Origin of the sequence: Enterobacter sp. DSM 30060, assembly GCF_013375955.1 — a bacterium.
Taxonomy (GTDB): domain Bacteria; phylum Pseudomonadota; class Gammaproteobacteria; order Enterobacterales; family Enterobacteriaceae; genus Enterobacter; species Enterobacter intestinihominis.
In genome coordinates this window covers 169,516-192,481 of sequence record NZ_CP056118.1, presented here as the reverse complement: position 1 = coordinate 192,481, position 22,966 = coordinate 169,516, and the positions used below count along the sequence as shown (strand labels likewise).

Annotated in this window: 21 protein-coding genes; 13 read left to right on the top strand and 8 right to left on the bottom strand. The window is 59.8% G+C overall.

The features are described from left to right. Positions 1 to 3: 3 nt before the first annotated feature. Positions 4 to 1,461, top strand: coding sequence for an NADH-quinone oxidoreductase subunit NuoN (nuoN, locus tag HWQ15_RS00805; RefSeq protein WP_022648825.1), 1,458 nt, complete (start codon positions 4 to 6; stop codon positions 1,459 to 1,461). Between the two features lie 99 nt (positions 1,462 to 1,560). Here the strand turns inward: nuoN and HWQ15_RS00800 are convergent, their stop codons facing one another. Together HWQ15_RS00800 and rbn are read right to left on the bottom strand one after the other, a co-directional pair. Further along, complete coding sequence (locus HWQ15_RS00800) at positions 1,561 to 2,565, bottom strand: chemotaxis protein (protein ID WP_022648824.1); 1,005 nt, start codon at positions 2,563 to 2,565, stop codon at positions 1,561 to 1,563. Between the two features lie 64 nt (positions 2,566 to 2,629). Beyond that, positions 2,630 to 3,547, bottom strand: a complete 918-nt coding sequence (rbn, locus tag HWQ15_RS00795; RefSeq protein WP_022648823.1) for a ribonuclease BN — start codon at positions 3,545 to 3,547, stop codon at positions 2,630 to 2,632. 71 nt (positions 3,548 to 3,618) lie between these two features. On the opposite strand from rbn, the gene HWQ15_RS00790 reads away from it, so the two are divergent. The 8 genes from HWQ15_RS00790 to menE all read left to right on the top strand — a co-directional run bounded on the left by HWQ15_RS00790 (position 3,619) and on the right by menE (position 11,530). Then, positions 3,619 to 4,083 (top strand): GNAT family N-acetyltransferase, encoded by a 465-nt coding sequence (locus HWQ15_RS00790; RefSeq protein WP_063149100.1) that lies wholly within the window; start codon positions 3,619 to 3,621, stop codon positions 4,081 to 4,083. A 50-nt stretch (positions 4,084 to 4,133) separates the two neighbouring features. Continuing rightward, entirely contained in the window at positions 4,134 to 4,439 is a 306-nt protein-coding gene (elaB, locus tag HWQ15_RS00785; protein WP_022648821.1) for a stress response protein ElaB, read from the top strand. Between the two features lie 86 nt (positions 4,440 to 4,525). After that, positions 4,526 to 5,821: an isochorismate synthase MenF gene (menF, locus tag HWQ15_RS00780; protein WP_045620909.1), complete on the top strand. Its 1,296-nt coding sequence runs from the start codon at positions 4,526 to 4,528 to the stop codon at positions 5,819 to 5,821. A gap of 88 nt (positions 5,822 to 5,909) precedes the next feature. Then, a complete protein-coding gene (gene menD / locus HWQ15_RS00775; RefSeq protein ID WP_063149099.1) occupies positions 5,910 to 7,580 on the top strand; it encodes a 2-succinyl-5-enolpyruvyl-6-hydroxy-3-cyclohexene-1-carboxylic-acid synthase in 1,671 nt (556 codons plus the stop codon). Then, positions 7,577 to 8,353 (top strand): 2-succinyl-6-hydroxy-2,4-cyclohexadiene-1-carboxylate synthase, encoded by a 777-nt coding sequence (gene menH, locus HWQ15_RS00770; RefSeq protein ID WP_063149098.1) that lies wholly within the window; start codon positions 7,577 to 7,579, stop codon positions 8,351 to 8,353. Before menD ends, menH begins: the two co-directional genes overlap by 4 nt. Beyond that, complete coding sequence (menB, locus tag HWQ15_RS00765) at positions 8,350 to 9,207, top strand: 1,4-dihydroxy-2-naphthoyl-CoA synthase (protein WP_014832749.1); 858 nt, start codon at positions 8,350 to 8,352, stop codon at positions 9,205 to 9,207. The genes menH and menB overlap by 4 nt, the downstream gene beginning before the upstream one ends. Beyond that, entirely contained in the window at positions 9,207 to 10,172 is a 966-nt protein-coding gene (menC, locus tag HWQ15_RS00760; protein WP_023300619.1) for an o-succinylbenzoate synthase, read from the top strand. Before menB ends, menC begins: the two co-directional genes overlap by 1 nt. Beyond that, a complete protein-coding gene (menE, locus tag HWQ15_RS00755) occupies positions 10,169 to 11,530 on the top strand; it encodes an o-succinylbenzoate--CoA ligase (RefSeq protein WP_063149097.1) in 1,362 nt (453 codons plus the stop codon). The genes menC and menE overlap by 4 nt, the downstream gene beginning before the upstream one ends. Here the strand turns inward: menE and HWQ15_RS00750 are convergent, their stop codons facing one another. Genes HWQ15_RS00750 through HWQ15_RS00740 form a run of 3 tightly spaced genes read right to left on the bottom strand, consistent with a single transcriptional unit; the run spans position 11,531 to position 14,480 of the window. After that, positions 11,531 to 13,045, bottom strand: coding sequence for a tripartite tricarboxylate transporter permease (locus tag HWQ15_RS00750; RefSeq protein ID WP_022648814.1), 1,515 nt, complete (start codon positions 13,043 to 13,045; stop codon positions 11,531 to 11,533). A gap of 11 nt (positions 13,046 to 13,056) precedes the next feature. Next, complete coding sequence (locus HWQ15_RS00745) at positions 13,057 to 13,488, bottom strand: tripartite tricarboxylate transporter TctB family protein (RefSeq protein WP_022648813.1); 432 nt, start codon at positions 13,486 to 13,488, stop codon at positions 13,057 to 13,059. An 11-nt stretch (positions 13,489 to 13,499) separates the two neighbouring features. Next, positions 13,500 to 14,480, bottom strand: coding sequence for a tripartite tricarboxylate transporter substrate binding protein (locus HWQ15_RS00740; protein WP_022648812.1), 981 nt, complete (start codon positions 14,478 to 14,480; stop codon positions 13,500 to 13,502). Positions 14,481 to 14,632: 152 nt separating this feature from the next. On the opposite strand from HWQ15_RS00740, the gene tctD reads away from it, so the two are divergent. From tctD to HWQ15_RS00720, 4 genes are all read left to right on the top strand, one after another. Next, positions 14,633 to 15,307 carry a transcriptional regulator TctD gene (gene tctD, locus HWQ15_RS00735; RefSeq protein WP_017693014.1) on the top strand — a complete coding sequence of 225 codons (675 nt, stop codon included), beginning with the start codon at positions 14,633 to 14,635 and terminating at the stop codon, positions 15,305 to 15,307. Further along, positions 15,294 to 16,703 carry a sensor histidine kinase gene (locus HWQ15_RS00730; RefSeq protein ID WP_023306632.1) on the top strand — a complete coding sequence of 470 codons (1,410 nt, stop codon included), beginning with the start codon at positions 15,294 to 15,296 and terminating at the stop codon, positions 16,701 to 16,703. The genes tctD and HWQ15_RS00730 overlap by 14 nt, the downstream gene beginning before the upstream one ends. A gap of 129 nt (positions 16,704 to 16,832) precedes the next feature. Next, on the top strand, positions 16,833 to 17,372 hold the full coding sequence (locus tag HWQ15_RS00725) for a YfaZ family outer membrane protein (RefSeq protein WP_022648809.1): 540 nt from the start codon (positions 16,833 to 16,835) through the stop codon (positions 17,370 to 17,372). A gap of 94 nt (positions 17,373 to 17,466) precedes the next feature. After that, a complete protein-coding gene (locus HWQ15_RS00720) occupies positions 17,467 to 18,666 on the top strand; it encodes a nicotinamide mononucleotide deamidase-related protein YfaY (RefSeq protein ID WP_023300615.1) in 1,200 nt (399 codons plus the stop codon). Positions 18,667 to 18,697: 31 nt separating this feature from the next. Here HWQ15_RS00720 and glpC read toward each other — a convergent pair whose 3' ends face one another. Genes glpC through glpA form a run of 3 tightly spaced genes read right to left on the bottom strand, consistent with a single transcriptional unit; the run spans position 18,698 to position 22,720 of the window. Beyond that, positions 18,698 to 19,888 (bottom strand): anaerobic glycerol-3-phosphate dehydrogenase subunit GlpC, encoded by a 1,191-nt coding sequence (gene glpC, locus HWQ15_RS00715; protein WP_063149096.1) that lies wholly within the window; start codon positions 19,886 to 19,888, stop codon positions 18,698 to 18,700. Then, positions 19,885 to 21,102 carry a glycerol-3-phosphate dehydrogenase subunit GlpB gene (glpB, locus tag HWQ15_RS00710; protein ID WP_058677674.1) on the bottom strand — a complete coding sequence of 406 codons (1,218 nt, stop codon included), beginning with the start codon at positions 21,100 to 21,102 and terminating at the stop codon, positions 19,885 to 19,887. The genes glpC and glpB overlap by 4 nt, the downstream gene beginning before the upstream one ends. Further along, positions 21,092 to 22,720: an anaerobic glycerol-3-phosphate dehydrogenase subunit A gene (gene glpA / locus HWQ15_RS00705; RefSeq protein WP_063149095.1), complete on the bottom strand. Its 1,629-nt coding sequence runs from the start codon at positions 22,718 to 22,720 to the stop codon at positions 21,092 to 21,094. Before glpA ends, glpB begins: the two co-directional genes overlap by 11 nt. Positions 22,721 to 22,966: the final 246 nt, after the last annotated feature.

Here is a 22,966-nt window from a genome sequence, read left to right as displayed (position 1 = left end):
GCCATGACAATAACTCCACAACAACTGATCGCGCTGCTACCGCTGCTGATCGTCGGATTGACGGTGGTGGTTGTGATGCTCTCCATTGCGTGGCGACGCAATCACTTCCTGAATGCGACCCTGTCCGTTCTGGGTCTGAACGCTGCGTTAGTCTCCCTCTGGTTTGTTGGCCAGGCGGGCGCAATGGACGTCACGCCGCTGATGCGCGTTGACGGCTACGCCATGCTCTACACCGGTCTGGTGCTGCTGGCGAGCCTGGCAACCTGTACCTTTGCGTACCCGTGGCTCGAAGGGTACAACGACAACAAAGAAGAGTTTTACCTGCTGGTACTGATTGCCGCACTGGGCGGCATTCTGCTGGCGAACGCGAACCACATGGCCGCGCTGTTCCTCGGTATTGAGCTGATCTCACTGCCGCTGTTCGGCCTGATTGGTTACGCTTTCCGTCAGAAGCGCTCTCTGGAAGCGGCGATCAAGTACACCATCTTGTCCGCTGCTGCGTCGTCGTTCCTGCTGTTCGGTATCGCGCTGCTGTATGCACAGACGGGTAACCTCTCCTTCCTGGCGCTCGGTAAGAGCCTCGGCGACGGTATGATGCACGAGCCGCTGCTGCTGGCGGGTCTGGGCATGATGATTGTTGGCCTTGGCTTTAAACTCTCTCTGGTGCCGTTCCACCTGTGGACGCCAGACGTTTATCAGGGTGCGCCAGCGCCGGTCTCTACCTTCCTGGCGACGGCGAGTAAAATCGCTATCTTTGGCGTGGTCATGCGTCTGTTCCTGTACGCCCCGGTGGGTGACAGCGAAGCGGTTCGCGTGGTGCTGGGCATTATCGCGTTCGTTTCCATCATCTTCGGTAACCTGATGGCGCTGAGCCAGACCAACATTAAGCGTCTGCTGGGCTACTCCTCAATCTCCCATCTGGGCTACCTGCTGGTGGCGCTGATTGCGCTGCAAAGCGGTGAGATGTCGATGGAAACCGTGGGTGTGTATCTGGCCGGTTACCTGTTCAGCAGCCTCGGCGCGTTCGGCGTGGTGAGCCTGATGTCCAGCCCGTACCGTGGGCCGGATGCAGATTCCCTGTTCTCCTACCGTGGTCTGTTCTGGCACCGTCCGATTCTGTCTGCGGTAATGACCGTGATGATGCTCTCTCTGGCGGGTATCCCGATGACGCTGGGCTTTATCGGTAAGTTCTACGTGCTGGCCGTCGGTGTGCAGGCGGGTCTGTGGTGGCTGACTGCCGGTGTCGTTATCGGCTCCGCGATTGGTCTTTACTACTACCTGCGTGTGGCTGTGAGCCTGTACCTGAGCGCGCCTCAGCAGCTCAACCGTGATGCGCCGTCCAACTGGCAGTACAGCGCCGGGGGGATCGTGGTGCTGATCTCCGCGCTTCTGGTGCTGATCTTCGGTATCTATCCGCAGCCGCTGATTGAGATTGTGCAGCGCGCGATGCCGCTGATGTAAAAGCAAAAAACCCGCCTCGGCGGGTTTTTTATTGCCCAACGGCGCTACGCTTGCAGGGCCTACAGGTCTTGTAGGTCGGGTAAGCGAAGCGCCACCCGACTAAGCTAACTGCTTCCTGCTTATAAGCGGCCCGTCAATCTTCTTCATCGAGCGGTCCAGCACCTCTTCAATCACCGACGACAGCTCATTCAGCTCAAACTTCGCCACATAGCCGTCAGCCTTCACTTTGCGTATATGATCTTCGTTCGCGTTGCCGGAAAGAGACGAGTGGATCACCACCGGAATATCTTTCAGTACCGGGTCAGTTTTGATTTTGCGCGTCAGCGTAAAGCCGTCCATCTCCGGCATTTCGAGGTCGGTTAATACCAGGGCAATCTTATCGGTAACGGGGACGCCCTCAGCCTGAGCCTGCGCGGCCAGCTGAGTGATTTTCTCCCATGCGTCTTTGCCGGTGATATGCAGCTGAGCCGGGATCTCCATTGCCTGCAATCCCTTCTCCAGCATTGAGCGCGCTACTTTCGAGTCTTCAGCAACAATCGCGACAGAGCCAGGCTTGATGTTGAATTTGGTGGTTTCCAGATGGGTGGCGTGCAGATCGTGGTTCGCCGGGGTGATGTCATACAGGATCTGCTCCACGTCGAGCACCATTGCCAGATCGTTGGTATCGGTCTTTTCGTCCAGACAGGCAATGCTGGTGATGTAGCGACCGCTGACGGCGGTTTCCGCGGCGTGCACCTGCTTCCAGTCGAGACGCATGATATTCTCCACCGATTCCACGGCAAACGCCTGCACGCTGCGGGCATATTCGGTGATCAGCAAAATGTTTAGCCCGGTGGCTGGCTTGCAGCCAGCGACGGCGGCCAGATCGATCACCGGGATCACCTGGTCGCGAATATTTACCATCCCCATCAGCGGAGACTTCATTCCCGCTGGTTTGGTGAAGGTCGGCATCGGCACAATTTCGCGCAGTTTGAACACGTTGATGCCGAACAGCTCGGATTTATTTTCGTTCAGAGAGGTGCCAAGACGGAACAGCAACAGTTCAAAACGGTTGGACTGGGTCAGGTTTGCCCTGTCATCAATATCTTTCTGGAAATTATCCATTCTACCCTCAAGAGAAATGCTTGCCTTTTAATCGTTATCGGCACCCTGAGGGAAAAATGAAGGACTAAACGCTGACCTGAGCAAAATCTTCCGCCAGCTCGCATGCCGGGAACACCTCCCGACACTCTGCCAGCAGGCTTTCACAGCCGCGGACGTCATAGCGTGAGCTGACGTGAGTGACAATCAGTTTCCGGACGCCAGCCTCGCGCGCCAGCTGCGCGGCCTGACGCGTTGAGCTGTGCCCCCGGCTATTGGCTTTTTCTTCCATCGCCGCTTCCAGCGTTGCCTCATGCACCATCACATCCACACCCCCGGCAAGCCGGAGCGCCGAAGGGCAGGGGGCGGTATCCCCAAAAATAGCCAGTTTTTTGCCCGGCTGCGGCGGCGCAAGGTAATCCTGACCGTTGATGACGCGCCCGTCTTCCAGCGTGACGGTCTCGCCGTGCTTCAGACGCTGGAACAGCGGGCCAGGTTTCACCCCATCGGCCTGCAACGCGGCGGCGTTCAGCGCCCCGGGCTTGTCATGCTCCTCAACGCGATAACCGTAGCATTCCACCGGATGGTTAAGCGGGTAAGCGCGCACCTGGTAATCTCCGTCGTCGAACACCAGACCTTCGCCGATCTCAACCACCTCCAGCGGATAGTCGGTCCACGAGCCGCTCAGGCGCAGCGTGGTCTCAACGAATGCCTGAATACCCGCAGGGCCATAAATGGTCAGCGGGTTAGCGTTACCGGCCATCGAACGGCTACACAGCAGGCCCGGCAGGCCAAACAGATGGTCGCCGTGCAGATGGGTGATAAATATTTTATCCACTTTCCCCGGGTGGTATGAGGTATGCAGCAACTGATGCTGCGTACCTTCGCCGCAGTCAAACAGCCACAGCCCGCCGCGGGTAGGATGCTTAAGATCCAGCAGAATCGCCGTCACGTTGCGTGAGCGGGTTGGCACGCCCGCGGACGTACCCAGAAAAATCAGTTCCATAACGCAATCAGCCCTTTGCCGAATGGGAAGGGGTTTAGTATAACGTGATGAACCCCAGGAAGGAGAAACACATGATCCAGTGGCAAGATCTACACCACAGCGAACTGACTATTCAGTCACTCTACGCCCTGCTCAAACTGCGCTGCGAAGTTTTTGTGGTTGAACAAACCTGCCCGTATCAGGATATCGACGGCGATGACCTGGTCGGCGAGAACCGGCACATCCTCGGCTGGCGCGATAACGAGCTGGTGGCGTATGCGAGGATTCTGAAAAGCGAAGAGGATTTTGACCCTGTCGTCATTGGCCGCGTCATTATCAGCGGAAGCGCGCGCGGTGAAAAGCTGGGCTATCAGCTGATGGAAAAAACGCTGGACGCATGCCTGAAACGGTGGCCAGACAAGGCGTTATACCTGGGCGCGCAGGCGCATTTGCAATCATTCTATGGCCATTTTGGTTTTACCCCGGTCACGGACATTTACGATGAAGATGGCATCCCACACATCGTTATGGCGCGCGAAGCGAAACAGGCGCAATAGCGAGACGTTGTCTATAGTTATCGGACTGGTGTACTAACATGGAGAAAAATATGTCATTTCAATCCTGGGATACCCGAGCAGACGACGATTTAACGCTGTTAAGCGAAACGCTGGAAGAAGTACTGCGCTCTTCAGGCGATCCTGCCGATCAGAAGTACATTGAGCTCAAAGCCCGCGCCGAGCAGGCGCTGCATGACGTGAAAAACCGCGTCAGCAACGCATCCGACAATTACTACTACCGCGCCAAACAGGCGGTTTATCGTGCCGACGATTATGTGCACGAAAAGCCGTGGCAGGGCATTGGGGTCGGTGCGGCCGTAGGGCTGGTGCTGGGCCTGCTGTTAGCCCGTCGTTAAGCCGGTAAACCCCTCCCTACACGTGGGTACTGCTATTTATCAGCAGTACCCCGTATAATGTAAGGTTTTAACAGGGAGAGGTTCGCGTGCATTCGATTTCCATCGCGCTGGAACGCCTGCGCACTCAGCTTGCGCAAGCGTTACCCGCTACACCCGGTTTACGCCATTTCGATGTCTCTTTCCCGTTAAACGACGCCTTCGATCCGCTGGCCTGGCTGGGTGTGCAGCGATGCTATCCCCAGTTTTACTGGCAACAGCGGAGCGGTGATGAAGAACTTGCCGCGCTCGGAAGCCTCGCCCATTTTGACTCTCTGGCCTCGGCCTCCCGGTTTTTGCACACCCATGACGTAGCCAATGATACCCGTATCTGCGGCCTGAACGCCTTCAACCCGGCACAGGGAAAGCTGTTTTTACCGCGCCTTCTCTGGCGACGGTCTGGCGGGGTCGCCACGCTGCGCCTGCAACTGTGGAGCGAAACGTCGCTGTGTGACGATGCCGGTGACGCACTGAAGTTTATTGATAACCTGCGCGACGCCGCGCCGATCCGCCCGTTGTCCGTGCAGATTGTGCAGGAAACCCATCATCCGGAAAAACCGGAATGGCTGGCGTTGATTCGTCAGGCGACGGATACCCTTGCTCGCGGCGATTTTGAGAAAGTGGTGCTCGCACGTGCTACAGACGTGCAGTGCCAGCAGCCCGTGAACGCCATCGCGCTAATGGCCGCCAGCCGCGCGCTGAACCTCAACTGCTATCATTTTTGTATGGTCTTTGACGCCTGCAACGCGTTCCTCGGCTCGACGCCCGAGCGACTTTGGCGGCGACGCGGCATGCTGCTGCGCACTGAAGCGCTGGCAGGCACCGTCGCCAGCCATTCTGACGATAAGCAGGCCCAGCGTCTGGGCGACTGGCTGATGAACGACGACAAAAATCAGCGGGAAAATATGCTGGTGGTGGAAGATATCTGCCAGCGTCTTCAGCACCATACCCGGACGCTGGAGATCCTCCCAGCGCAGGTGCTGCGTCTGCGCAAGGTGCAGCATTTACGCCGCTGTATCTGGACCGAACTCAAACAATCTGATGACGAGCAGTGTCTGCATATTCTGCAACCGACGGCGGCGGTGGCCGGGCTGCCGCGTCAGGCAGCGCGAGAATTTATTGCGAAAGTGGAGCCGTTTGACCGGGAGTGGTACGCCGGATCGGCGGGCTATTTATCGCGCGATCAAAGCGAGTTCTGCGTGGCATTACGCTCCGCCCGCGTTCATGACGCCGCGCTGCGTCTTTATGCGGGGGCGGGCATCGTCAGCGGCTCCGATCCAGAGCAGGAGTGGCAGGAGATCGAAAATAAGGCCGCCGGGCTGCGTTCCCTCCTCCTGAGGGATTAATACTGATTCGTGCAATCCCGATTCATATCAAAATTCTGACTTTTTCTATTATTTATACTGTGTCGCATTCTTGATACTGGACAATCTCATGTCAGTAAGTTCTTTTAACCGACGCTGGGCGACGGTGATCCTTGAAGCCCTGACCCGCCATGGTGTCAGGCATGTGTGTATTGCTCCGGGCTCTCGCTCCACGCCGCTCACCCTTGCTGCGGCGGAAAACAGGGTTTTTATTCATCACACCCATTTTGACGAGCGTGGTCTCGGCCACCTGGCGCTCGGGCTGGCGAAAGTCAGCAACGCGCCCGTGGCGGTGATAGTGACTTCCGGCACGGCGGTGGCAAACCTCTATCCGGCGCTGATTGAAGCGGGGTTAACCGGCGAAAAGCTGATTTTACTCACCGCCGATCGTCCTCCGGAACTTATTGACTGCGGCGCGAACCAGGCGATTCGTCAGCCTGGCATTTTTGCCTCGCATCCTTCACAGACGGTCTCGTTGCCGCGCCCCACCCAGGATATTCCCGCCAGCTGGCTGGTCTCAACTCTCGACCACGCCATGAACGCACTGCGCAGCGGCGGGCTGCACATTAACTGCCCGTTTGCCGAACCGCTGTACGGCGAAATGAACGAGACCGGCCTAGCCTGGCAACAGCAGCTGGGAGAATGGTGGGAGAGCGAAAAGCCCTGGCTGCGTGAGCAGACGCATCTGGAAAGCGCTAAGCAGCGCGACTGGTTCTTCTGGCGCCAGAAGCGCGGGGTGGTGATTGCCGGGCGGATGAGTGCGGCGGAAGGCAAGCTGGCGGCGGAGTGGGCACAAACGCTTGGCTGGCCGCTGATTGGTGACGTGCTTTCCCAGACGGGCCAGCCGCTGCCCTGCGCTGACCTCTGGCTGGGGAACGCGAAAGCGGTCACCGAGCTGGCGCAGGCGCAAATTGTCGTCCAGCTGGGCTCGAGCCTGACGGGCAAGCGACTGCTCCAGTGGCAGGCCACCTGTACGCCAGAAGAGTACTGGCTGGTGGATCCGCTCGAAGGACGCCTTGACCCGGCGCACCATCGCGGTCGCCGCCTGGTGAGCGATATTGACAGCTGGCTGGAATTGCATCCGGCGGAAAAACGCAAACCCTGGGCGGTGGAGATCCCGGCGCTGTCGCGTCAGGCGTGGGAACTCACCAAAGCGCAGTGCGAGGAGTTCAGTGAAGCCGGGCTGGCGCACCGTATCCGCAAATATCTTCCCGAGCAGGGGCAACTTTTTGTCGGTAACAGCCTGGTGGTGCGCCTGATTGACGCCTTTTCGCAGCTGCCCGCGGGTTATCCGGTATACAGCAACCGGGGCGCGAGCGGCATTGACGGGCTGATCTCCACCGCCGCTGGCGTACAGCGGGCCAGCGCAAAATCCACGCTGGCGATTGTGGGGGATCTCTCAGCCCTCTACGATCTCAACGCACTGGCGCTCCTGCGTCAGGCGTCGGCTCCGTTCGTGCTGATTGTTGTTAACAATAACGGCGGACAGATTTTCTCCCTGCTGCCGACGCCGCAAAGCGAACGTGAGCGCTTCTATCTGATGCCGCAAAACGTGCAGTTCGAACACGCCGCCGCCATGTTCAGCCTGAAGTACCATCGCCCGGAAAACTGGGACGCGCTGGAGACGGCGCTGAACACCGCCTGGCGGCAGCCTGGCGCGACGCTGATTGAGCTGGTGGTAAACGATTCTGACGGCGCGCAGAAGTTGCAACATCTGCTGGCGCAGGTGAGTCACCTGTGATCCTCGCTGGCGTCACTCAGCCCGGAAAATCAGGCTACCCCTGGCTGGTTTTCTTGCACGGTTTTTCCGGTGACTGTCGTGAGTGGCAGACCGTTGGGGCGTCGCTGCATGACTACCCCAGACTCTACCTTGACCTGCCCGGGCACGGTGGTTCAGCGGATACGGGCGTGACGGGGTTTGCAGAGGTAAGTGAATTGCTCACGTATACCTTAATTAGTTACAACATACTAAATTACTGGCTGGTAGGGTACTCTCTCGGTGGCCGCATTGCGATGTTCCATGCCTGCCAGCATCCTGCGGGGTTAGACGGGGTGATTGTGGAAGGTGGACACCCTGGGCTGCAAGACGTCGAGGCGCGCCAGGCGCGGCTGACCTCGGACCGCCGCTGGGCGTCACGTTTTCGCAGTGAGCCGCTTGAAGCCGTCTTTGCCGACTGGTATCAACAGCCGGTCTTTACCTCCCTTACGAATGAACAGCGCAACGCGCTGATCGCGCTGCGTAGCCGGAACAACGGCCCGAGGCTGGCTGAGATGCTGGAAGCCACCTCGCTTGCCGTTCAGCCTGATTTACGTCCCGCGCTCACCGCGCGTGATTTTTCTTTCGACTATCTCTATGGCGAACGTGACGGGAAGTTTGCAGCCATCGCTGCTGAACTTAACGCCATGCGTCATGCTATCCCTCATGCCGGACACAACGCCCACCGGGACAACCCGGAAGCGGTTGCCGCGAGTCTGGCTCAGATACTGCGTTATCGAACAAAGGACACGCTATGATCTATCCTGATGAAAACATGCTTTACGCGCCGGTTGAATGGCAGGACTGCTCCGAAGGCTACACCGACATTCGCTACCACAAATCTACCGATGGTATCGCCAAAATCACCATCAATCGTCCACAGGTACGCAACGCGTTTCGTCCGCTGACCGTAAAAGAGATGATCCAGGCGCTGGCGGATGCACGCTACGACGACAACATCGGCGTCATCGTCCTCACCGGGGAAGGGGAGAAAGCCTTCTGCTCGGGCGGCGATCAGAAAGTCCGCGGCGACTACGGCGGATACCAGGATGATGCCGGCACGCACCACCTGAACGTGCTGGATTTCCAGCGCCAGATCCGGACCTGTCCAAAACCGGTGGTTGCGATGGTGGCAGGTTATTCCATCGGCGGCGGTCATGTGCTGCACATGATGTGTGACCTGACTATTGCGGCGGAAAATGCCATTTTCGGTCAGACTGGCCCGAAAGTTGGCTCCTTCGACGGCGGCTGGGGGGCATCCTACATGGCGCGCATCGTCGGCCAGAAAAAAGCCCGCGAAATCTGGTTCCTGTGCCGTCAGTACAACGCCCAGGAAGCGCTGGACATGGGGTTGGTTAACACCGTGGTGCCGATCGCCGATCTGGAAAAAGAGACCGTGCGCTGGTGTCGCGAAATGCTGCAAAACAGCCCAATGGCGCTGCGCTGCCTGAAAGCGGCCCTCAACGCCGACTGTGACGGTCAGGCGGGACTTCAGGAGCTGGCGGGTAACGCCACCATGCTGTTCTATATGACCGAAGAGGGTCAGGAAGGGCGCAACGCGTTCAACGAAAAACGCCAGCCAGACTTCAGCAAATACAAACGGAACCCGTAATGCGTCGCGCGCAGGTTTACCGCTGGCAGATACCGATGGACGCGGGCGTGGTACTGCGTGAAAGGCGGTTAAAAACCCGTGATGGCTTTTTCGTGCATCTCCGGCAGGGCGAGCGGGAAGGGTGGGGCGAAATCGCCCCGCTTCCGGGCTTTAGCCTGGAAACGCTGGATGAGGCGCAGGCGGCGCTGATGGCCTGGACGCACGAATGGCGTGAGGGGGCAGATCCGTCGCTGCCGGACGTTCCTTCTGTCGCGTTCGGCATCAGCTGCGCGCTGGCAGAGCTGGACGGCCGTTTGCCGGATGCGGCGAATTATCGCGCCGCGCCACTCTGTTCCGGCGATCCGGATGAACTTTTCGCGCTGCTCTCAGGGATGCCTGGCGAGAAGGTGGCGAAAATTAAGGTCGGCCTGTACGAAGCGGTGCGCGACGGAATGGTGGTTAACCTGTTACTGGAAGCCATTCCCGATCTGCACCTGCGCCTGGACGCCAACCGCGCCTGGACGCCGCTCAGGGCGCAGCAGTTTGCGAAGTACGTCAACCCGGCGTACCGCAACCGCATCGCGTTTCTCGAAGAGCCGTGCAAAACGCGCGACGACTCTCGCGCCTTCGCCCGGGAAACCGGCATTGCCATTGCCTGGGATGAGAGCCTGCGCGAAGCCGGTTTTACGTTTGCCGCCGAGCCGGGCGTCGGTGCCGTGGTCATTAAGCCAACGCTGACCGGCAGCCTCGACAAGGTGCGCGAGCAGGTTGCGGCGGCCCATGCCGCAGGGCTGACGGCGGTGATCAGTTCATCCATCGAATCCAGCCTCGGGCTGACGCAACTGGCGCGCATCGCTGCATGGTTAACGCCGGACACCGTTCCCGGTCTTGATACGCTAAACCTGATGCAGGCCCAGCTGATTCGCCAGTGGCCGGACAGCACCTTGCCGTGCCTCGATGTCGGGACGCTGGAGCCGCTGCAATGACTTTTACCGACTGGCCGTGGCGGCACTGGCGCTCCAGGAGTGCTGATACACTCGCGCTGCGTTTAGACGATATAACGCTCAACTGGTCACAGCTGGGCGAGCGTATCGATCGTCTGGCAGCCGGTTTTCAGTCTCAGGGTGTCAGGGACGGTGACGGCGTCATGCTGCTCGCCCACAACCATCCGCAGACCCTGCTGGCCTGGCTGGCGTTGCTTCAGTGCGGCGCCCGCATTTTGCCGGTGAACCCTCAGCTTCCCCGTCCGCTGCTGGACGTCCTCCTGCCGCAGATGACCCTGCGCTTTGCGCTGGTGCTTAACGGTGAGTATGACGGTCTGCCCGCGCTGGCATTAAGAGAGGGTGAGGGGCAGGGCGGCGTGACGTGGCAGGCAGAACGGCTGGCCTCGATGACGCTCACCTCCGGCTCCACCGGCTTGCCAAAAGCGGCGGTGCACACCTGTGCCGCCCACCTTGCCAGCGCAAAAGGCGTGTTGTCGCTGATGCCTTATGGCGGTGATGACGACTGGCTGCTGTCCTTGCCGCTGTTTCACGTCTCCGGTCAGGGGATTTTGTGGCGCTGGTTGCAGGGCGGAGGCCGTCTCACCGTGCGTGAAAAACAGCCGCTGGAGCAGGCCCTGCAGGGCTGTACCCACGCCTCGCTGGTGCCGACGCAGCTGTGGCGGCTGCTCAATTCACACCATCCCGTTGCGCTGAAAGCCGTGCTGCTCGGCGGGGCGGAAATCCCCGTTGAGCTGACCGAACAGGCGCGCAAGCAGGGGATCCGCACGTTCTGCGGCTACGGTCTGACCGAGTTCGCCTCCACCGTCTGCGCCAAAGAGGCCGACGGCGCGCCGGACGTGGGCAGCGCGCTGCCGGGCAGAGACCTTCAGGTGGTGAACGGTGAAGTCTGGATCCGGGCGGAAAGCATGGCGGCGGGCTACTGGCGAGACGGCGCCTTACTGCCGCTTGTCAACGAGCAGGGCTGGTTCGCCACCCGCGATCGCGGCGAGTGGCATGACGGACGCCTGACCATTCTGGGCCGAATGGACAATCTCTTTTTCAGCGGCGGAGAAGGGATCCAGCCGGAAGCGCTGGAGCGCGTTATCGTCTCACATCCGCAGGTTAGCCAGGTGTTTATCGTCCCGCTGGATGACGCCGAATACGGGCAACGCCCGGTGGCGGTAGTGGAATGTGAGCCGGGCACGGATATCACGCTGTTGCCGGAGTGGGTTCAGGGCAGGCTGGCGCGCTTTGAGCAGCCGGTACACTGGCTGGCGCTGCCGTCAGAACTGAAAAATGGCGGGATAAAGATCTCCCGCCAGTCGTTAAGGCAGTGGGTCAATGCCCTGTTGAGGGGCTAATCAGCCGATATCCGGCTGCGGTTTCTGCTGGCGTCGACGCATCCAGCGCAGCACCGGCGGCACGACAATCACCATGATCGCCATCGCCAGCAGGATCTTCGTCACGCTGCTCTCCCACAGGATCGCCATGTTGCCATTGCTGATGGAGAGGGCGCGGCGCAGGTTCTGCTCCAGCATTTCGCCCAGCACAAACCCTAAAATCAGCGGCGACATCGGGAAGTGCATCTTGCGCAGAATGTAGCCCAGCACGCCGAGCAGCACCATTAACACCAGGTCGAAGGTGGTGCTGTGCACCGCGTATACCCCAACCGCAGAGACGGCGGCGATGGCCGGGACCAGGAACCACAGGGGAATGGTCAGCATACGGGTGAATAGCCCGATCAGCGGGATGTTCATCACCAGCAGCATCACGTTGGCGATCAGCAGGGCGGCAATCAAACCCCAGACGATATCGGGCTGCTCGGTAAACATCGCCGGACCGGGAGTGATGTTATAGAGCGTCAGCGCGCCCATCATCACCGCCGTGGTGCCGGAGCCCGGCACGCCGAGGGTCAGCATCGGGATAAACGAGCCGCAGGCCGAGGCGTTATTCGCCGCCTCCGGTGCCGCCACGCCGCGGATATCGCCTTTGCCGAAGCTGTCGCTGTTACCGCTCAGCTTTTTCTCGGTCATGTAGGTGATGGCGCTGGCGATAGTCGCCCCCGCGCCTGGCAGAATGCCGACGAAGAAACCGATCACCGCCGAACGCAGGGTGGCACCCACACACTGCGCCCCCTCTTTGGCATTAAAGAGCATACGTCCGGTTTTACGCACCAGCGTCTGCCCGCTGCTGGTATGTTCCAGCATCAGTAAGATTTCTGAGACAGAGAACAGACCAATCACCACGACGATAAACTGCACGCCGTCGGAGAGATGAACGCTGTCGAAGGTAAAGCGATAAACCCCGGTGTTGGCATCCACGCCGACGGTGGCCAGACTGAGGCCAATCAACGCAGACAAAAACGACTTCAGCGGATTCTGCGCCATCATGCTGCCGAGACAGGCGATGGCGAATACCATCAGGGCAAAATACTCGGCCGGACCAAATGCCAGCGACCACTGGGCCAGCGCCGGGGCGAAGAGGATGATGCCGCCAATGGCGATCAGGGAGCCAAAGAACGAGCTGACGGCGGAAATAGAGAGCGCCACGCCGCCGCGTCCCTGCTGTGCCATCGGATAGCCATCCAGCGCGGTCATAATGGCGGCGGCATCGCCAGGAACGTTAAGCAGTATCGAGGAAATACGCCCCCCGTATTCGCAGCCGATATAAACCGTCGCCAGCAGGATCAACGCCGATTCCGCAGGCAGGTGCAGCGCAAAGGCCAGCGGCAGTAAAATCGCCACGCCGTTGATAGGCCCAAGGCCCGGCAGCAGGCCAACGATCGTCCCGACGAAACAGCCGATCAGGGCGATCACCAGGTTTTCCGGGGTCATCGCTACCGCGAACCCCTGAGAGAGATAGATCCAGGTATCCATAGCGTGCTCCGTTAGTTAAACCATGCGCCGAGCGGCAGGGTCACGTCCAGCAGGCGGTCGAAGGCGTACCAGAGTAAAATGCCCAGTACGACCCCGGAGATCCCCGCCGCAGGCAGCGAGGCGTTAAACAGTATGCCAATCACCATCGTCAGCAGGGCGGTGGCGATCGGGAAGCCGAGCCACTCAAAGCCCCACGCGTACATCAGCAGAACAATCACCATTACCAGCAGACGTTGCAGCGTGCGGCGTGGCGGCCACTCCACGGTGTCCGGATGGCGCAGCAGCAGGGCCACCGAACAGAGCAGCATCAGGCCAACAATGCCGACGGGAAAGGGGCGTGGCCCCACGGGTTCATAGCTGTATTCGCTGTGGATCTGCCAGGCGACGAACAGGCCGCCAATGCAGAGCAGCAGCCATATCCCGGCAAAAATGCGATCGCTCATAGCGCCTCCGGTTATTTCGCAAGACCAAAGGCTTTCGCCTGTTCGCGATAGTCATTCACCTGTTTTTTCACGTACTCGTCCAGCTGCTTGCCGTTCAGGTTGAACTCAAACAGCCCGCGCAGATCGCGCTGTTTTTTGAACTCCTCGGTTTGCTGAAGTTTTGCGAAGGTATCCACCCACCACTGGTACTCGGCGTCGGTCACTTTTGGCCCGACGAAGAAGCCACGGATGATCGGCCAGACCAGGTTATAACCCTGCTCTTTGGCGGTTGGGACGTCTGCCAGCTGGCCCGGCAGACGGTTTTCCGAGAAGACCGCCAGCACGCGGATCTTATCCCCGCTCAGGTAGGGCACCATTTCGCTGAGATCGCCCGATACTGCCTGCACGTGATTGCCCATCAGCGCCGTCACCGGCTCACCGCCGCCTTCAAAGGCCACGTAACGCATTTTGTGCGGATCTACTTTGGCCTGCTGCGCCAGCAGCGCGGCTTTCATCCAGTCCTGGCTGCCGATAGAGGCGCCTGCGCCAATCACCACGCTGTTCGGATCTTTTTCCATGGCGGTCAGCAGATCTTTCAGGGATTTCCACGGGGAGTCGGCGCGAACGGCGATCATGCCGTAATCGGTGCCCACGGTGGCGAGCCAGCGCACGTCATTCACGTCATAACGACCAAATTTCCCCTGCGACAGGTTCAGCAGCGAGCCGCCGGAGAAGGCCACCACGGTGCCGGGTTCAGCAGGGCGCTGGGCGACGATGGCGTTATAGGCTACCGCGCCCACGCCGCCGGGCATGTAGGTGACGCGCATCGGTTTCTCAATGGCCTTCGTCTCCAGCAGGCTGACCTGAATCAGCTTACAGGTCAGGTCGAAGCCGCCGCCGGGTTTGGCCGGGGCGATACACTCGGTGCGGGACGGGGTGTCCTGCGCCTGGACGACAGAGGCACTCAACAGCAATGCGCTTGCAGCAAGGGTAGAAAGTAATTGTTTTTTCATCGTTTATCCTCACGCCGGAGAACCGGGAGTACGAGTACGGGTGTCTTTTTTCTGATTATGTGAACCACCGTGTAGCGGTTCCGTTGCGTGATTGTTAAAACAATAACCTTTCATTTCCCTTTCACTGCGACACCAACTTTACAGGATGTGATATGCGTCTCTTACTGGCGGAAGATAATCGTGAGCTGGCTCACTGGCTGGAGAAAGCGCTGGTACAAAACGGATTTGCCGTGGATTGCGTCAACGATGGACGGGCGGCCGATCACCTTTTACAGGGGGAAAACTATGCCGTCGCGATCCTTGATATCGGCATGCCCGGCTTCGACGGGCTGGAAGTGGTGCATCGTCTGAGAAAGCGCGGGCAGACGCTGCCGGTGCTGTTTCTCACCGCCCGCAGCAACGTGGCAGACAGGGTGAAAGGGCTGAATGCCGGGGCGGATGACTATCTGCCGAAGCCGTTCGAGCTGGAGGAGCTTGATGCCCGCCTGCGTGCGCTGCTGCGCCGCAGTGAAGGACGAACCCAGGAGCGCCAGCGGCTGGGAGAGCTGGAGTACGATGATGAAGGTTTTTTTCTGCTGCGCGATGAACCCCTTTCCCTCACGCCACGCGAACTCTCTTTGCTGAAGGTGCTGATGCACCGCCGGACCCGTCCCGTCTCCCGGCAACAGCTCTTCGACCAGGTGTTCAGCCTGAACGACGACGTCAGCCCCGAGAGTATCGATCTCTATATTCACCGCCTGCGTAAGAAGCTGACCGGCAGCGGCGTGCGGATCACCACCCTCCGGGGACTGGGCTACGTGCTGGAGTGCGGCGATGAAGTGGGTTAAGCCGCAGTCGCTTTACCTGCAACTTTTGCTTTTTCTGGGTTTGCCGCTGCTGCTGTTATGGGGGCTGTCAGCCTTTAACAGCTACGTTAGCGCGCTACAGGCGGCGACGCAGGCCTATGACCGTACGCTGTTATCCTCGGCGCGCACCGTGTCTGAGCGGCTGGTGGTGCACAAGGGCAAGCTGCTGGTGAACGTGCCCTGGGTCGTGCTCGACAGCTTTGAGCTGAACATGAACGATCGCCTCTACTACAAGGTGGTTGACCCTGACGGGCGGACGATCTCCGGCTATGACGATCTGCCAAATATGCCTCCCTCCACGTCGCGCACCACTCACTATCCGGCGCTGGCGTGGTTTTATCATACCGAGTATCGCGGGCAGGCGATCCGCGTGGCGAAGCTGCTCCAGCCGGTTAACGAAGATAATGTGTTCGGGATGGCGGAAATTTATGTCGCAGAAACGTTGCAGTCGCGGCGCTATCTGGCCACACAGCTGCTGTTTTCCTCACTCGTGTCGCAGGGGCTGCTGGTGCTGCTGACGCTGGTCCTGACCGCCTGGCTGCTGCGCCGCGTGCTGCGCCCAATGCGGCAACTCTCTTCGCTGATGGTGCGCCGTGAGCCCGGGCTGCTGGCCCCGCTGCCGGAGCTGCTGCCCTGGTCGGAAACGCGGCTGCTGATTGTGGCGTTTAACCGTTACATCGACCGGTTGCGCGGCGTACTTTCGCGGCAGGAGCGCTTCAATGCCGATGCCTCACACCAGCTCAAAACGCCGCTGGCGGTGCTAAAAACGCAGGTATCCGTTGCTCTGACGCGTAACGATCCGGCGCTGTGGCAGGAAAGCTTACGGGCAATGAACGTTACGCTGGATAACACCATCGTGCTGACGGAAAGGCTTTTACAGCTTTCGGCGGTGAAGCGGAAAGAGCAGGGGGAGCGACAGTTTGCCCCTGTCGATCTGGTACAGGTGGTGCAAAACTGCTGCTTTTCGCGGCTGGCGCAGGCGCGCAGCAAGGGTATCGATCTCGGTTATGACGGCGTACAGCAGCCGGTAATGATTGAGGGGGATGACGTTTTGCTGGGCGAACTCTGCGCTAACCTGCTGGAGAACGCGATCAAATACACGCCGGAGCAGGGCATCGTGACGGTGTACCTGCGCATGGATAACGATGCCGTTGAGCTGAGCGTGGAGGACAGCGGACCGGGTATTGCCGAAGACCAGATCTCCCAGGCCATGCTGCCGTTTCATCGGCTGGATAACGTGGGCGATGCCGCCGGGTCCGGCATTGGCCTGGCGCTGGCCAACGATATTGCCCGCCTGCACCGCAGCCATCTTCAGCTGATGCCCAGTGAAAATCTGGGCGGCTTGTGCGTAAAAATGCGTTTTTTATTGATGATATAAATACCGATATTATCAAATCGTTACAAACTAATTGCCCGATGTCCACTGAGCGCATTGATCCCACAGACAGTCAGGTTAAAATCTCGCGGTTTTTGGACATCTCTGAATATATTGTGCGGGATCACGACAATGAAAAAAGTGGCATTAATGGGCTTAGGCCTGATGTTTGTATCGGCAGCAGCCAACGCTATTTCCTTCAACGGCTCGGCGGGCGAAGATTATACCCACCTGGGCTTTGGTCTTGGCACGGATAGCGCAGGCCTGGCGATGACCGGCGGCTGGACGCATAACGACGACGATGGGGATGCGGCAAGCCTGGGGCTGGGCTTCAACGTACCTTTGGGTCCTTTCCTGGCGACAGTCGGCGGTAAAGGGATTTACACCAACCCGAACGACGGCGACGAAGGTTACGCGGCGGCAGTGGGCGGCGGTTTGCAGTGGAAAATCGGCGACAGCTTTGGCCTGTTCGGTGAGTACTACTACTCTCCGGATTCCCTCTCCAGCGGTATCGATAGCTATGAGGAAGCCAACGTGGGTGGACGCTGGACCATCATCCGTCCTGTCACCATCGAAGCGGGTTATCGTTATCTGAACCTGGCGGGTAAAGACGGCCACCGCGACAACGCGCTGGCAGATGGTCCCTACATCGGTGTGAGCGCAGGTTTCTAATCCTTTCGGCGCGGCGTTCAGTCGCGCCAGTTTCTCTCTTCCCCCGGTCTTCGATTGCGCTATAGTGTTTTGACCATTGAAATGGGAGAACACAATGATAAACGTGGAAATGTTATCCACTGGCGACGAAGTGCTGCATGGGCAAATCATTGATACCAATGCCGCCTGGCTTGCCGATCTCTTCTTTGAGCAAGGATTACCGTTAACGCGCCGCAACACCGTGGGTGACAATCTTGAGTCGCTGGTCAACGTTCTGCGCGAGCGCAGCGAACGCTGCGACGTGCTGATTGTGAACGGCGGGCTTGGGCCCACCAGCGACGATCTCAGCGCGCTGGCCGCCGCCACGGCCAGAGGTGAAGGCTTGGTCCTGCACGAGGCGTGGCTGGCACAGATGGAGCGATTTTTCTCCGAGCGTGGCCGCGTGATGGCCCCCAGCAACCGCAAGCAGGCTGAAATTCCCGCCAGCGCGGAACTGATTGATAACCCGGTCGGCACCGCCTGCGGGTTTGCCGTTCAGCTGAACCGCTGCCTGATGTTCTTCACCCCGGGCGTGCCGTCGGAATTTAAAGTGATGGTCGAGCAGCAGATCCTGCCGCGCCTGCGTGCGCGCTTCACGCTGCCTGAACCGCCGCTGTGCCTGCGTCTGACCACCTTTGGCCGCTCGGAAAGCGATCTGGCTCAGAGCCTCGATCACCTGCAACTGCCTCCCGGCGTGTCGATGGGCTATCGCTCCTCCATGCCGATTATTGAACTGAAGCTGACCGGACCGGCGTCAGAGAAAGCCGCTATGCTGGCGCTGTGGCCGGAAGTGCAGCGCGTCGCCGGGGAAAGCCTGATTTTCGAAGGAACGGAAGGGCTGCCGGCGCAGATCGCAGCGCATTTGCAGTCCCGCCAGCTGAGCGTGACGCTAAGCGAGCAGTTTACCGGTGGGCTTCTGGCGCTTCAGCTTACCCGGGCGGGTGCGCCGCTGCTGGCCAGTGAAGTGGTGCCGTTCCAGCAGGAGACGCTGGCGCAGACGGCGCGCTGGGCATCCGAGCGCAGAGTGAAGCATTTCGCCGGACTGGCGCTTTTTGTAGGCGGGCTGGATGAGGAGCATCTCAACTTCGCCCTGGCAACGCCGGAAGGGACCCACGCCCTGCGGGTGAAGATGAGTATTACCCGCCACAGCCTGGCCGTGCGTCAGGAGGTGTGCGCGATGATGGCGCTGAACATGCTGCGCCGCTGGCTGAACGGGAAAGAGGTCGCCAGCGAGCACGGCTGGATCAACGTCGTGGAATCGCTGTTCGTAGAGTGAGGATGTGCCGGGGCAGTGTCCCCGGCAACGGTTACGCCAGTGCGTTTGCCAGCAAGGTAATGGGATGTTCACAGCGTTTGCTGGTGGACATCTCGATCTGCCACTTGCAGGTTTCACAATCCGTCACCACGATATCTGCGCCGCTCTCTTCAATCTGCCGGAACAGCGGCGCGCCAATGGCCTGTGACGTTGGGTAGTTTTCACGCTTGAATCCGTAGGTGCCAGCGATGCCGCAGCAGCGTGAGTCCAGCACCGTCAGCTCCAGCCCCGGGATCAGCCGCAGCACCTCCAGCGTATAGATCGACCAGCCCATCTTCTCCATATGACATGGCGTGTGATACACCACCTTCAGCGGCAATTTGCCCAGCGGTAACGTCTGCCCACTGTCAAGTTTGCGCCAGAGAAAACGGGTCGCCAGCTCAATGTGCTCGCGCAGGCCGGTGTTATCCACATCCAGCAGATGCGGATATTCATCGCGCAGCGTGAAGGTACAGGTTGACGACGTCGCCAGTACCGGGAGCCCGTTGTCGACGATCGCCTCGCGCAAAGAGGTGACGTTGCTTTTCGCCTGCCTGCGCGCTTTGTCGGTAAAACCGTTGGCAATCAGCGGAACGCCGCAGCACTTCTCTTTGCTCAGCAGCTGAACGCCCGTCCCCATGGCGTTCAGCACTTTCAGCAGGTCTTTTCCCAGCTGCGGATGGTTGTAGTTCACGTAGCAGCCGTGGAAGAAGGCAACCTGCTCAGCGAACTGCGCCTGTTCTGCCGCCACGGATTTATACCAGCGGCGGAAGGTGCCGTGAGAATATTTCGGCAGACTGCGGTGATGGTCGATTTTGAGCGTCGCATCCAGCAGCCTGCGCACCGGCTTCAGGGCGGTGGCGGCATTGACAACCGGCGCGAAAGGCGTCGAGAGGCTGCCCATCAGATCGGTGTGGCTCAGTATCGCGTCGCGCAGCGTCGGTTTTTGCGTACTGTAGCGGGCGCGGGCGCGCTGGATGATATCGCCTATTTTCACGTCCGACGGGCAGGCAACTTCGCAGCGTTTACAGTTGATACAGTATTTCAGCGCCTCGTCGTAGAGCGCGCCGTCCTTCAGGCGCAGACGCTCCCCGTCGGGGCCGGCCTGTTTCGGGCCGGGATAGCGCGGATCGACGCCGCTGACCGGGCAAACCGTGGTGCAGACCGTGCATTTGATACAGCTTTCAAATCGGGTGTCGTTCATTGTGCTCCCTCCCTGCGCTGGATAATCTGCTCCGCGACATGCAGCGCGGTGACGGCGCAGACGCCGCCACCGCAGCCCTGTGCCACGGGATCGTACCCGCCCAGAACCGAGCCGATGGCGTAAAGATTTTCAACCGGTTCCCCGCCCAGCTGCGGGCGCAGCTGGGTATCGACGATCACGCCGAACTGCTGCCAGGGCTGCGGGGTGAAGAAATCGCTTTGATACCAGTCCGCGCGGGAAGCGCTTTGCCGGACGTCCAGCCCGAGAATTGCCTCACGCACGCCATCCCGGCTGCTCAGCAGACCGTTACTGAAGAAACTGCCGCTTGCCAGCACCGTATAGCGTGCACGAAGCGGGATGTCGCCGTGGTTGCGGGTCCAGATTTCGCTTACCGCGCCCTCTGCCAGGGTGATTTTTTTCACCTCGTCGCCTGCCATCCAGACGCCACCCTGGGCGACAAACTGACGCTGAAGCTGGGTATGCAGACGAATGCCGGGCACGGAAGGGGGGAGCGTCGGCAGTAAACCGAGCGTACAGGGCAGGCGCGCCGAGAGCCAGCGCCAGAGCCGGTTGTCCGTTAAGCCAAAACAGGCGGGCATAAACAGGGCGTCGCAGGTCTCGCCGAGCGGTTGAAGCGCCGCGTACAGCTGCGGCCAGTAGCGTTCATTATCCAGCAGGCGGGCAATGTTCACCGCACGAAACTCGCTGGGGTTTTCGCGCAGCACGTCGAGCTCGGGGAGATCAATCTCCGCCGTATCCACCTGAATCCCTTGCTGTCTGAGAGACGCGGCGGCAAGATGCGGCTGGAAATCGAGGAAACCGCTGATCCCCACCACCCGCACGTGCCCGGCAGCGATGGGGGCTACAGGCACCTCTTCCGGGCTAAGCCAGGCGGCGCGCAGAGTGCCGAGCGGCGTGACGCGCTGATGATTTTGCTCGGCGTCACCCTGCATGCGTGCGCCGCAGGCGGTCAGCAGGTGTTCGGTTTCGCAGGCAAAGCGGGCCATATTCTCTGCGCCCGTCAGGCGGTAGGGATGTTCAGGCGGCAGATCGGCGAACGATAGCGCGCCCAGTAAATCCAGCGAGCCGGAAGAGAAGTGCAGGGCACTTTGACCGCGAGTGACAATGGCGCAGCGCAGACCCCGCTGCGTCAGTTTGAGACCGCAAAGCAGGCCCGCCAGCCCTCCACCCACAATCACGGTATCAAATTTCATGGTTGTGCTCCTTCTCCAGACCGCAAAGTCCCTGATAGACCCAGCGGGTAAACTCACTTTCGCGCAGGGCATCGCCCCAGGCGACGGGCTGAATGCCTTTCCAGCGCTCATTTAAAAAATCGCTGAGCTGGGCGAGCGACTGGGTTGAGGTGGTGGCATGAAAACGTTGCAGCAGCCCGGCGGCACGGCAGGCGCACAGCTCCCCCTGACAGGTGCCCATCCCGACTCGCGTGCGGCGGCGTAAATCAAGCAGGTTGTTCACCGTCAGGTTTTCCACGGCATATTGCACCTCGCCTGCGGTCACGGCTTCGCATTCGCACACCAGGCTGCGGCTGAGTCGCCCTTCACCAAGCCAGGTCGGGGTGCGGTCGCCGTGGCGGTAAATCGCCGAACCGCGAAGCGGGGCAGGAAGTGAAATGATTTTGTGCAGCGTTTTTTCTGTCGATTGCTGCGAGCCGGGCAGGGCCCGCTCCGCCGTCACGCACGGCGCGGTGTTACCGAGCTTACGGCAGACGGCATCGGTGGCCCACTCCGCCATCAGCCGGTAGGTCATCAGCTTGCCGCCGGTAATGGTGATAAACCCGTCCATGCCGTCGCGTTCGGCGTGATCGAGCAGCACGATGCCGCGGCTGACGTTACGCCCGCTCGGATCGTTGTCGCTGGCGACGAGGGGACGCACGCCCGCGTAGGCACGCAGAATACGCGTCTGCGCCATCACCGGGGCCAGCTTTTCCCCTTCGCGCAGCAGAATATCCACCTCTTCGGCGGTAACGCGGTTGTAATCGATTTCGCTGTAGTCCACATGCATTGAGGTCGTGCCGATCAACGAAATGGTGTCCCCCGGCACGAGGATGTCGGCGTCAGACGGTTTACGGCAGCGGTTGATGACATGGTTATTGATGCGATGGTCGAGGATCAGCAGCGAGCCTTTGGCCGGGAACATGCGGACGGATAAATCGGCGTATTCCGCAATGCGCTGGCCCCAGATCCCCGCCGCGTTGACCACGACGGTGGCATACAGCTCGCGGTGTTCATTGTACTGCGTATCACACACGCGCACCCCGCGCACGGTATTACCTTCACGAATAAGCCCGGTGACGTGATGCCCGGTCAGGATCTGTGCGCCGTGTTCCCGCGCGTCGAGCATATTGGCGGCGGTCAGGCGGAAAGGATCAATGGTTCCGTCAGGCACTTTTACCGCGCCCAGTAATGCCGGGTTCACCGAGGGTTCCAGACGGCACGCCTGCGCAGGATCGAGCGCCTCGGCCTGAATGCCTGCCGCCGTGCAGGCGGTGATAAAGGTTTGCTGAAAGCCGAGATCATCTTCGGGAAGGGTGATAAAAAGGCCGTTGGTCGGTTCAACGCAGTGGCGGGCGATGCGCCTGAGGATCTGGTTTTCAGCAATACACTCGCGCGCGGACTCAGCGTCAGTGACCGCATAGCGGGCACCGCTGTGCAACAGACCGTGGTTACGCCCCGTTGCGCCGGTGGCGATGTCGTGGCGTTCCAGAAGCGTGACGCTCAATCCCCGCAGGGCGCAGTCGCGTGCGATGCCGGCACCCGTCGCGCCACCGCCAATGATAATCACATCGCTGAAGCGTGGATCGTGAATAGTCATTGCCTTTCCTCTATGTTCGTTTTTTAGCATTTAGCCACATTGATCGTGTGGTTTGTTTGATTTCGAACATAAACGCGCGAAATTCGAAAGTGAAACGTGATTTCATGCGCTTTTTTGCGCATTCTGTCATATTTCTGTAACAATCTGTGCGTTGATTCACAGTAACATTCACCGTGATTTCTTAACATCGCCGCCTCTGTAGCCGGGCGCGAGATGCCCGGTCATTTTTTGAAAGGCCACGGAGGC